At 57.4% G+C, this 10,205-nt stretch carries 9 protein-coding genes; 3 read left to right on the forward strand and 6 right to left on the reverse strand.

Features of this window, described 5'->3' with window-relative positions:
• Nucleotides 1–37 precede the first annotated feature (37 nt).
• The 5 genes from proB to CKV68_RS03755 form a co-directional block, all read right to left on the reverse strand.
• Entirely contained in the window at nucleotides 38–1,291 is a 1,254-nt protein-coding gene (gene proB / locus CKV68_RS03730) for a glutamate 5-kinase (protein ID WP_013912093.1), read from the reverse strand.
• A gap of 66 nt (nucleotides 1,292–1,357) precedes the next feature.
• The gene (gene obgE, locus CKV68_RS03735) at nucleotides 1,358–2,884 is read right to left on the reverse strand and encodes a GTPase ObgE (RefSeq protein WP_013912094.1); all 1,527 of its coding nucleotides are present in this window, start codon (nucleotides 2,882–2,884) and stop codon (nucleotides 1,358–1,360) included.
• Between the two features lie 294 nt (nucleotides 2,885–3,178).
• Nucleotides 3,179–3,445, reverse strand: a complete 267-nt coding sequence (rpmA, locus tag CKV68_RS03745) for a 50S ribosomal protein L27 (RefSeq protein WP_013242446.1) — start codon at nucleotides 3,443–3,445, stop codon at nucleotides 3,179–3,181.
• 39 nt (nucleotides 3,446–3,484) lie between these two features.
• Nucleotides 3,485–3,790: a 50S ribosomal protein L21 gene (gene rplU / locus CKV68_RS03750; RefSeq protein ID WP_013912095.1), complete on the reverse strand. Its 306-nt coding sequence runs from the start codon at nucleotides 3,788–3,790 to the stop codon at nucleotides 3,485–3,487.
• A gap of 232 nt (nucleotides 3,791–4,022) precedes the next feature.
• Nucleotides 4,023–7,406 (reverse strand): translation initiation factor IF-2 N-terminal domain-containing protein, encoded by a 3,384-nt coding sequence (locus CKV68_RS03755; RefSeq protein WP_014526118.1) that lies wholly within the window; start codon nucleotides 7,404–7,406, stop codon nucleotides 4,023–4,025.
• 15 nt (nucleotides 7,407–7,421) lie between these two features.
• Between CKV68_RS03755 and CKV68_RS03760 the strand changes: the two genes are divergently transcribed.
• Together CKV68_RS03760 and CKV68_RS03765 are read left to right on the forward strand one after the other, a co-directional pair.
• Nucleotides 7,422–7,820 (forward strand): hypothetical protein, encoded by a 399-nt coding sequence (locus tag CKV68_RS03760; protein ID WP_041479238.1) that lies wholly within the window; start codon nucleotides 7,422–7,424, stop codon nucleotides 7,818–7,820.
• An 11-nt stretch (nucleotides 7,821–7,831) separates the two neighbouring features.
• A complete protein-coding gene (locus tag CKV68_RS03765) occupies nucleotides 7,832–8,533 on the forward strand; it encodes a hypothetical protein (protein WP_014526119.1) in 702 nt (233 codons plus the stop codon).
• 198 nt (nucleotides 8,534–8,731) lie between these two features.
• Here CKV68_RS03765 and ndk read toward each other — a convergent pair whose 3' ends face one another.
• Nucleotides 8,732–9,142 (reverse strand): nucleoside-diphosphate kinase, encoded by a 411-nt coding sequence (gene ndk / locus CKV68_RS03770; protein ID WP_029974871.1) that lies wholly within the window; start codon nucleotides 9,140–9,142, stop codon nucleotides 8,732–8,734.
• Nucleotides 9,143–9,239: 97 nt separating this feature from the next.
• Between ndk and CKV68_RS03775 the strand changes: the two genes are divergently transcribed.
• Nucleotides 9,240–10,190, forward strand: coding sequence for an ornithine cyclodeaminase family protein (locus tag CKV68_RS03775; protein WP_014526121.1), 951 nt, complete (start codon nucleotides 9,240–9,242; stop codon nucleotides 10,188–10,190).
• Nucleotides 10,191–10,205 lie beyond the last annotated feature (15 nt).

The following is a 10,205-nucleotide window of genomic DNA, read 5'->3' on the forward strand; positions in this document are numbered from 1 at the left end:
CTCTGTGCTTCACGCTTATCGACGTCCCCCGCCACCTTTACGCACGCGTCGCGTAGTTAGAGAGATAGTCCGCATGCACCACGGCGCGTTGCTGCCCACGGGGGAAGCTAGACATGGGCCGGCCCTTCAGCGCAGCAAGCGTAGTGGAGTCAACGGAGACCTCTCCCCGGCCCACGACTTCCCCCTCGGGCCCATGGATCTCCACGATCTCCCCTGCTTGGAAATCGCCTTCAACGTCTGTGATACCCACGGCAAGCAGTGATTTTCCGCCCACGGTGACGGCCTCCACGGCGCCTGCGTCGATACGCAAAATCCCCGCCACGTCGGCGGTATAGAGCACCCAGAATTTCCAGGCGGAAAGCCGATCCTCCTTGGGATCAAACACCGTTCCCACGCGAGCAGAATCTAATGCCGCACCGATGCTGTCCGCAGAGGTGAGCAAGACCGGAATTCCCCCACGGGAGGCAAGGCGTGCGGCCGTAACCTTCGCCGCCATGCCGCCCGTTCCTACCCGGCCTCCATCGCCAGCAACCACATCTTTGAGATCATTGCCGTCATGAATCTCATGGATAAAACGCGCATCGGGGTCTATGGGGTTGCGGTCGTAGAGGCCGTTGACGTCCGAAAGGAGGATCAGCGCGTCCGCGCAGGTGAGATGGGCCACGAGAGCAGAGAGTCGGTCATTATCGCCAAAGTGCATACCGGTGGTTGCCACGGTGTCGTTCTCGTTGACCACGGGCACAGTCCCTAGCTGGAGGAGCCTATTGATGGTGCGCTGCGCGTTGCGGGCACGATCGCGACGCCCCGCGTCAGAGGCAGTAAGCAGGACTTGGCCGATAGAACGCCCGTACCTACCAAAAGAGGTTCCCCACGAGTGCGCAAGATATACCTGCCCCACGGAGGCGGCCGCCTGTTTGGTGGCCAAGTCGGTGGGGCGTTGTGTAAGGCCTAGGGGGCCCATGCCCGCGGCTATGGAGCCTGAGGATACGACGATGACGTCGGAACCTCGCTCCATACGGGCTTGGAGGGCGTCGACAAGCTTATCGATGCGCACTGGATCGACTTGAAAATTCTCGTCTGTCAACGAGGAACTTCCGATTTTTACCACGATGCGGCGCGCCTCACGAATACGATCGCGCACAGGCGAATCGTGGCCGTACGCCGGTGAGTCAGCAACCTCAGCTGGCAGCTCCGGGAAGCCCAGGGAACTGGTGGCGCCAGTGTATGGCGAACTTGCTAAACCAATTCCGGTAAGTTCCGCAGTACCAAGGGGATCGTGGCTATTCTCCATGAGGATCTAGTGTAGCCCGTGGGGAATCGCACATCTGATTCCCCTTGGCGTTAGAACAGCAGAACGCTAGCCCTGCCACCTGTCGCGGTTAGCGGACTCACGGGTGACTTCCTGCCCCTCACCAAAGTCGAACTCATCGATAAGACCACGACGCACCTGCGAAGCACGCTTGCGCTCGGACGCGGACATACGGGTGTTCTTGTCCAAGCGCATGTCTGTTCCGCGTCCGGACATAGTCACCTCTACACCAGCGGCAGTGGTTGGCTCCCATTCAAAAGACACCTCGCCGATGCTGACGGTGCAGCCGGGCCGTGCGCCTTTTTTGAACAGTTCGTCTTCTACGCCCATGCGAGCGAGACGGTCCGCCAGATAGCCCACGGCCTCATCGTTTTCAAAGTCCGTCTGGATAATCCAGCGCTCGGGCTTCTCGCCCAGCACAACATAGCCGTTCTCCACGTCAGGATCCTCGATAATCTCAAAGTCCTTCTTCTTTTTACGAGAGTCCACGGCCTGAGGACGCACCACGATGCGCTCTTCATACTTCTGCTTCGGACGCTTGCGACGATCCTCTTGCACAATCTCCAGCAGCTTATAGCGCAGTGGGTCCAGCCCCTTACGTGCCACAGCAGAGATGATAAACACCGGCCAGCCGAATTTTTCTTCAATATCCTCTTTAAGGAATTCTGCCAGCTCTAGAGCATCCGGTATGTCCACTTTATTCAGGATCACGATACGCGGACGATCACGCAGATCGCCCAAGCCTGTGTCATCATCCAGCGCAGATTGATACGCAGCAAGCTCGGTTTCCAGCGCTTCAATGTCTGAAATCGGATCGCGCCCTGGCTCCATGGTCGCTGCATCCACCACGTGAGCAAGAACCGCAGTGCGCTCGATATGGCGCAGGAAGTCCAAGCCTAGGCCTTTGCCCTCTGAGGCACCGGGGATAAGACCAGGGACATCAGCGATGGTAAAGGTATCGTGTCCGACCTCCACCACTCCAAGGTTGGGCTGCAAGGTGGTAAATGGGTAATCACCGATCTTCGGTTTTGCGGCAGAAAGCACAGAAATCAATGAAGACTTACCCGCGCTGGGGAATCCCACCAGGCCCACGTCTGCCATGGATTTAAGCTCTAGGATTACATCGTGGACCTCGCCTGGCTCCCCCTTCAGGGCAAAGCCCGGTGCCTTGCGCGCCGCCGAGGCCAAAGCCGCGTTACCGAGCCCACCAAAGCCGCCCTTGGCCGCCACGAACTTCATACCGGGGGACGTGAGATCCGCAAGAGTCTCGCCATTCTGGGCAAGGACCACAGTTCCTGCAGGCACCTCAAGCACGAGGTCATCACCGCGCGCACCGTTTCGGTGGTCGCCAGCGCCGTTGGCACCGCGTTTTGCCTTGAGGTTGGGGCGGTAATGGAGATCAAGGAGGGTGTGCACCTGGTTGGAAACTTCGAGCACGATATCGCCACCATGCCCACCGTTACCGCCATCTGGGCCGCCAAGCGGCTTAAACTTTTCGCGGTGCACTGAGGCACATCCGTTACCGCCATCGCCGGCTTCAAGGTGCAGAACAACTCGGTCCACGAATCGTGCCATGAGTGGGTACCTTCCTAAAATTAGGTCCAAAGTGTATGCGCGCCGCTAAGTCACAATGCTGTGAGCTTGTCGACGCCCCCAGCTCGCCGCACGCATCGCCGTTAGGAGCGAGCCTATGCAGACCGATCCTAGCAAGTGCTTAAGACATCGCAGGGGGGTGGAAAAGAAAAACGCCCGACCGCAGTGCATGGAGCAGGTGCAGTCGGGCAAAGACAAAGTTGCAAAGTTGCACACTTTATCTGTTTTCCTGGCGGTATCCAGACATAATCTGAACATCTCCAGAAATATTAAGACTTAAGCGTCTACGGTCTCGTTCTCAACGATGTTGACCATACGACGGTTACGCTTGGTAATGAACTCCACAGCGCCAGCCTTCAGTGCGAACAGAGTGTCGTCGCCACCGCGACCGACGTTCTCACCTGGGTGGAACTTGGTGCCACGCTGGCGAACGAGGATCTCGCCGGCGTTGACCTGCTGGCCACCGAATCGCTTAACACCAAGGCGCTTTGCCTCAGAGTCACGACCGTTGCTGGAGCTAGACGCGCCCTTCTTGTGTGCCATGTGGTTTTCCCTCCTTTAGGAAAATGCGAGCCGCGAGGCTTACTTGATACCGGTGACCTTGACCACGGTCAGCTTCTGACGGTGACCCTGGCGCTTCTTGTAGCCGGTCTTGTTCTTGTACTTCAGGATCTTGATCTTCGGGCCTTTGGTGTGCTCGACGATCTCAGCATTGACGCTCACCTTAGCGAGGTCAGCTGCCTTTGTGGTCACATTAGCGCCATCGACGAGCAGGACGGGGGTGAGAGCCACGGACGAACCCGGCTCACCCTCGATCTTCTCGACCTTGACGAAGTCACCTTCGGCAACCTTGTACTGCTTGCCGCCGGTCTTGACGATCGCGTACATACGAGGGCTACCCCTTATCTGATACTCGGCTCAGACGCATCATAATGAAGCATCTGAATTGGACTTACGTGATTACATTTCTGTTCTAAAGCATCTACTCACGCGTACTACCTCGCCCCGCATTGATTGAGGTGCTATATCAGTCTCTCGATGCAGGACATGCGCATAGTAGATCGCTTTAAAACACCGACTGTCAAAGACTACCCTTAACAGCTCGGAAAAAACAAATACGTTAGTTTCTCTTTGCCGCCGTGGTCACCCGACGCGCCACACGTCGACGTCCCCGACCCGCAGATGATGCGTCACCCGCGTCGAGTCCAGCCTCACCTTTCACGTACACGCCGGAAGACTCCTCACCGATAACAGACTTACGTGGTGTTTTCACCGAGGACTTCCCCAGAGCTTTACGCACCGCGCGCCGACGCCTCCGAGCGCTCGCGGGCGATTCTTCTACTGCAGCACTGCTAGTCGAGTTGTCGAGGCTTGTTTCCTGGAGCTTCTTACGCACGGCACGTCGGCGCCCGCGCCTTCCCCGTGGAGAATCTACCTTCACGGTGTCTGTCGAGGTGTCTGTCGAGTCAGCATCATCAACAACATCTGGCTGCTCTGTAGTGTCCACAGCCTTCTGAGCGTCGTTACGCTTCCTAGCAACGCGACGTGAGCGACGGCGGCTACGCGTAGAGGTTTCCTCAGAGACCTCATCTACAGGCGCTTCTGCTTCAGGGTCCACGGTGGCGTCGATATGCTTAAAGTCCTCTGGCTTCGGCGCATGATCCGATGTGGAGTTTCCACGCACCGCACGCTTTCTCCGTGGCGAAGCTTCGAACGCAGCCAGTGCTTCCTCATAGGTGGCAGTAGTGCTGCGGCTCAGTGTGTTGTCCGCCAGCGGCAGATGATCGGCACCCGAAGGCTCGTCGGGATCTTCCTCAAAAGCCCGGTCCAAAGCCGCGTCAACGATGCCCATAACATCGTCTGTTGCACCCTTGTCCTTGCGCTTGGCGTTACGCAAGCCACGACGCCGCCTGCGCCCCTTTTTCTCTTTGGTGGGCTCTGCTGGCGTAGTGTCCTCAGCGCTACCCGCCACGGCCTCTACGACCTTCTCCAGCTCTGCGTCATCAATCACAACAGCCGCTGCAAGATCATCGATGCTAGTGCGGTTATCAGCGTCAGAGGTGTCCTCTTCATGATGCTGCATTGCTACAGCTGCAGGGTGCCGCGCCGGATCTTGGTGGGCAACCCCGCGATCGCGGGCTGCGTTCTTTCTTCCAGAACGGGCACGCGAGGATTTCTCAATAGCGGTATCCGAGACGCCGGCCTCTACCGGGTCATCGTGGATGATCACGCCACGACCCTCACAGTGCTCACATTCCGTGGCAAAAGTCTCCAGCAAGCCCGTGCCAAGCCGCTTTCGAGTCATTTGCACAAGGCCTAACGACGTCACCTCAGAAATTTGGTGACGTGTCCGGTCACGCCCCAACGCTTCGGTGAGTCGACGCAGTACCAGATCCTGATTTTCGGAGAGCACCATGTCGATGAAGTCCACGACGATCATGCCACCAAGATCGCGCAGCCGCATCTGCCTGACGATCTCTTCCGCAGCCTCAAGATTATTACGCGTCACGGTTTCTTCGAGGTTACCGCCAGCACCAGTGAATTTTCCGGTGTTCACATCGATGACCGTCATCGCTTCCGTACGATCGATCACCAAGGTTCCACCGGAAGGAAGCCACACCTTCCGCGACAGCGCCTTATGCAGCTGCTCGTCTACGCGGTGCACTTCAAATGCATCGCGGCCATCATGCGCCTCACGATCAAACTTGACCAGGCGATCATGCAGTTCAGGGGCCACCGACTGAATATAAGCGTGAACGGTATTCCACGCGCGGTCGCCGTCGACAATCAGCTCCGAGAAATCCTCGTTGAAAAGATCACGCACCACTTTCACCAGCATGTTGGGCTCTTCATACATGGTGACCGGCTTAGCACCCTTGGAGCTCTTCTCTTTCTCCGTGAGCTCCTGAATCTGGTTCCACAGCTTGTGCAGTCGATTCACATCCGCAGCAATAGCCTCTGCAGAAACGTTCTCCGCAGCAGTGCGGATGATAGCTCCGCCATCTTTAGGCACCACCTCTTTGAGGATGTTCTTCAACCGCTTGCGCTCTGTAGCGGGAAGCTTGCGAGAAATACCCGCGCTACGCCCGTTGGGCACGTACACCAAATAACGTCCCGCGAAGGAAATTTGAGTGGTCAGTCGCGCACCCTTGTGTCCTGCAGGATCCTTGGACACCTGAACAAGCACCTGATCGCCAGATTTTAAGGCCTGCTCAATGCGACGTCCCCGGCCGCCCAAGCCGGCAGCACGCCAGTCCACCTCGCCCGCGTAGAGAACTCCGTTGCGGCCTTTTCCGATATCGATAAACGCGGCCTCCATACTCGGCAGCACGTTTTGAACGCGTCCCAGATATATGTTGCCGATCATTGACGACTGCGTATCGCTGGTAACAAAGTGCTCGACGAGCAGATCATCTTCCAGAACACCCACCTGAGTCACCGCTCCGGGGTGGTCGCTGCGCTCACGCTCGCGCACAATCATGGTGCGTTTTACAGATTCCCTGCGCGCCAAGAACTCCGCCTCAGAAACGATGTGGCGTTTATTGCGAGATTCCTCTCGCATTTCCGCGCGACGGCGACGCTGCGCCTCAAGGCGGGTAGATCCCTTGATCGCTACCGGTTCGGTGATCAGTTCCTTGGGTTCTTCGCCGTCTGTGTCCCCGCCGTCCAGCGATTCTTCGCAGTCCTCGGCAACAGAAACACCCTCAGTCTCAGTCTTCTTTCCCCTCCCAGTACCCCGGCGACCACGGCGACGACGGCGCGACTGTGCAGATTCCTCATCGTCCTCTATGGCTTCGTCGGCATGAGTTTCCAATTCTTCTGCTGGGGTCGGCGCGATGAACAACGGTGTGGGGAAAGCAGGGACAGCCTGCTCCGACGCGGGAGCAGGTGTAATCTCCGGCTCAATATCCGCAAGAAGCTCCGCTACCTCGTCTTCGGTAACCACTACAACCAGATCTTCTACTGCTCTATCTGCAGGAGTCTCCGATGCAGATTCTGCTTGTGCAGCCTCTCGGTCTTGCAGCTCGCGCTCGACCTTTTCCTCGATCTGGTGGATCTCATTTTCCACGTTCTTTTCTATCCGCCGGCGCAATTTCTCGGATTCTTCCGGATCATCCAGCTTGGCGGCCTCAGCATCCGGGTTAAGCTCGCGCTCGACCTTTGCCTCAATCTGGTGGATCTCATTCTCCACGTTCTTCTCCACCCGATGGCGCAGCTTTTCTTCAGCTGAGTAGGTATCGATGTGGTGGGCGTCGAGAAGCTTTAACGCTTCTTCGCGGGTCAGCGTCGACTGCGCAACCTTGGTCAGCCCTAGCGTGGCAAGAGTAGCGATGAGCTCGCGCGAACTCACCGACGCTAATTTAGCGAGCGCATGCACCCTAATCCGCTCACCGATCGCATCACGATCAATAGGTACCGTCACAATCTCCGGCGCCGCAGGCTTCTCGGCGGTCTTTCGTGTTGCCCGGCGCGCAGGCGCCTTTTTTGTGGTTCCTTCAGCCACGAATCTTCTCCTCAAATGTCTCTTCGACATCGCACTGCCACAATCCGGGCGCTGACAGCCCTGCCAGCGTTATCCGCCAAGCACACAGGCCGTCGCCGCCGCACAGACATGCAGGGACTCGATTTTTTAGTTATAAAGCTTCGTTCTTCTATGGGGCTAGCTCAGCGTTTCACACACCGCGGCCTTGCTATACGCGGACATCCCACGATTCATCTCTCACGACCGCGGGTGAAGCGAACGATTACACCCACGCTGTTCATTCTGGCACACCATCAGCCAAACATGGGTGAGGCAGTCCCCCAAACGACCCAATCCCCCTACATAGCACATATGCTATCCACTGTCGCCGCATGCGCAGTGCTCTACACTATTAGCGTGACTGCATTTTCCACAGAGCCCCTCTTCTCCGCGTAGGACGTGACTCTATGCCCTGCTCTACCTCGCCTTCTGCCACACCGTGGTGGCACTATCTGGTGGGTTCGCTCGCTGTCGGTGCGATAGCAACCCTGTTTATCTACGGCCGATGGCTCTCGGCAGTGGGAGTCATAGTTCTTCTGACGCTGCTGCTATTCAAAGCCCTGAGGCACCCACGCTATACGCTTCACAGGATTCATATCGACAACGTCAGTGATAATGCCGTTAACCGAGCGTTACGCGGTGGAACACTAGGGATCCTCATTGTTCTTCCTATATGGGTTTCGCCTCTCCTGCGAGATCTCCACCCCGCTATCACGTTTGCTCTATGCACAGCGCTTGCGCCGTTCCTCTTCTTAGGCAGCACAGATGCTTTGTCTAAAGACAAAGCTCTCATTGCGCAACACGGCAAGGACGTCGACTCCACAACCCTTGCAAGCCTTCCCCCGCTCGGGCACGTGGAAGTGCAGATCGTGAAACTTCTCGCCGCCGCCGGAGCCGCAGATGGCTCGCGCGCACAGCTCGGCAGCTTAGCCAAAATCTCGGGCATTCCTCTGGAAGACATCACTCCCGCAGTGCACACGCTCATCGACGCCCGCATCATCACCGCCTTTACTGCGTTATCCCCCACCAACCCAAAGGATTGGTACGTAGAACTCACCCCCATCGGCTGCGCACTGGCCTCACGCAATCACACGTTTACCGCCCACTAACTCATTCTCGTCTTCATTGTCGTTTTTGAGAACGCCAGCCGGGCTAAGCCTACAAAATCCCAGGACAATCCCTGAGCACTTTGTCTTGTGTTCTCAAAAACGACATTCTCACCCCAAGGCCGCACCCAAAAATGCGTAAAACCGGCACGGTGTGCCGGTTTCCTTGTTTTCAGAAGCCTTGAAGAACTCCTCAGCGCTTTAGAGGTTCGGGAACCAAATACCGATCTCACGCTCAGCAGATTCAGGGGAATCAGAGCCGTGGACAACGTTGGCTGACATCTCAAGGGCAAAATCCCCACGGATGGTGCCGGGCGTAGCTTTGGAGACAGGATCCGTGCCGCCGGCGAGCTGACGCCACGCCTCGATGGCACGCGGGCCCTCAACGACTCCAGCAACCAGAGGAGCAGAGGTGATGAACTCAACGAGCTCGCCAAAGAATGGCTTATCTGCATGCTCTGCGTAGTGCTTCTCAGCTGTTTCAGTGTCTGCAACGCGCAGATCCAATGCACTGAGTTTGAGGCCTTTGCGCTCGATACGGGCGATGATTTCTCCGACCAGACCGCGCTCGACGCCGTCCGGCTTGATCAGAATCAGGGTACGTTCAGTCATGGAACACACTCTAGCCAATTCCTGGCAATTCCAAGTACTTTTGACGCTCTAAGAAAAAGATTTCCCGCAGATGGTGCACACGTTATAAGGAGAAAACATGGTCAACTCCCCCAGCCAGCCCCGTGCCTTTACAGCCACGGACATTAACCGTCTTATCTCCCCGGAGAAAGCCCGCAGCTTACTTAAACGTGCACTCAGCACTTCTTTTGATCCTGCCAACGATCCAGCCCGCCTCGTCCTTCCCGCACCAGCCGGTCAACTCCTTGTCATGCCCTCGGTGATCGACGGCTGGGCTGGCACTAAGGTCGCGTCACTTGCTCCCGACAATGCGCAACGTGGTCTCCCTCGCATCCACGCAACCTACGTGTTGATGGAACCAGAGACCCTGCAGATCTGCGCCCTTATCGACGGCCAAGCACTCACCACCCTACGCACACCAGCGGTGTCCGCCCTAGCCACCGAATTATTATTGACCGACCAAGAGTCCATCAGCCCTCGGCGCCTCGTGGTCTTTGGCACCGGCCCCCAAGGCCTGGGGCATGTAGAAGCCTTTGCCGCGCTATGTACGCTTTCCGACGTAGCAATCGTCGGCCGGACCCCCTCCTCGGTTGCTTCCTCCGTGGGGAAACTGCAAGAACAAGGCATCCCTGCCCGTGCTGGCGATGTGGCGGATGTTCGATCTGCAGACATCATCGTGTGCGCGACGTCTGCACGCACCCCGTTATTTGAGGCCTCGGATGTGCCACACCATGCCATTATCGTGGCCATGGGATCCCACGAAGCAGACGCCCGCGAACTTCCCGGAGCTCTCTTCCGGAAGGCCTTCGTCGTGGTAGAAGATGTTACTACTGCGCTGCGTGAGGCCGGTGACGTGATCATGGCTATTGAGGAAGGCCACCTCAGCACAGAGCGACTGGTTGACCTCCGAGGGCTGGTATCCGGCGCAGCCCATCCAGAGACACACAGCCCACGTATTTTCAAAGGAACGGGGATGAGTTGGCAAGACCTTGCGGTTGCCATCGGATTGATGGAGAAAACCCCGCAGTAGAAACCTGCTTGGTTT

This window comes from Corynebacterium ulcerans, from assembly GCF_900187135.1.
Lineage (GTDB): Bacteria > Actinomycetota > Actinomycetes > Mycobacteriales > Mycobacteriaceae > Corynebacterium > Corynebacterium ulcerans.

What these genes read in the sequence shown, in the direction of transcription:
- rplU (WP_013912095.1), bottom strand. Translation starts at nt 3,790, where the DNA reads ATGTACGCGATCGTCAAGACCGGCGGCAAGCAGTACAAGGTTGCCGAA.
- CKV68_RS03775 (WP_014526121.1), top strand. Translation starts at nt 9,240, where the DNA reads ATGGTCAACTCCCCCAGCCAGCCCCGTGCCTTTACAGCCACGGACATT.
- rpmA (WP_013242446.1), bottom strand. Translation starts at nt 3,445, where the DNA reads ATGGCACACAAGAAGGGCGCGTCTAGCTCCAGCAACGGTCGTGACTCT.
- obgE (WP_013912094.1), bottom strand. Translation starts at nt 2,884, where the DNA reads ATGGCACGATTCGTGGACCGAGTTGTTCTGCACCTTGAAGCCGGCGAT.
- CKV68_RS03765 (WP_014526119.1), top strand. Translation starts at nt 7,832, where the DNA reads ATGCCCTGCTCTACCTCGCCTTCTGCCACACCGTGGTGGCACTATCTG.
- ndk (WP_029974871.1), bottom strand. Translation starts at nt 9,142, where the DNA reads ATGACTGAACGTACCCTGATTCTGATCAAGCCGGACGGCGTCGAGCGC.
- CKV68_RS03760 (WP_041479238.1), top strand. Translation starts at nt 7,422, where the DNA reads ATGTCTCTTCGACATCGCACTGCCACAATCCGGGCGCTGACAGCCCTG.
- proB (WP_013912093.1), bottom strand. Translation starts at nt 1,291, where the DNA reads ATGGAGAATAGCCACGATCCCCTTGGTACTGCGGAACTTACCGGAATT.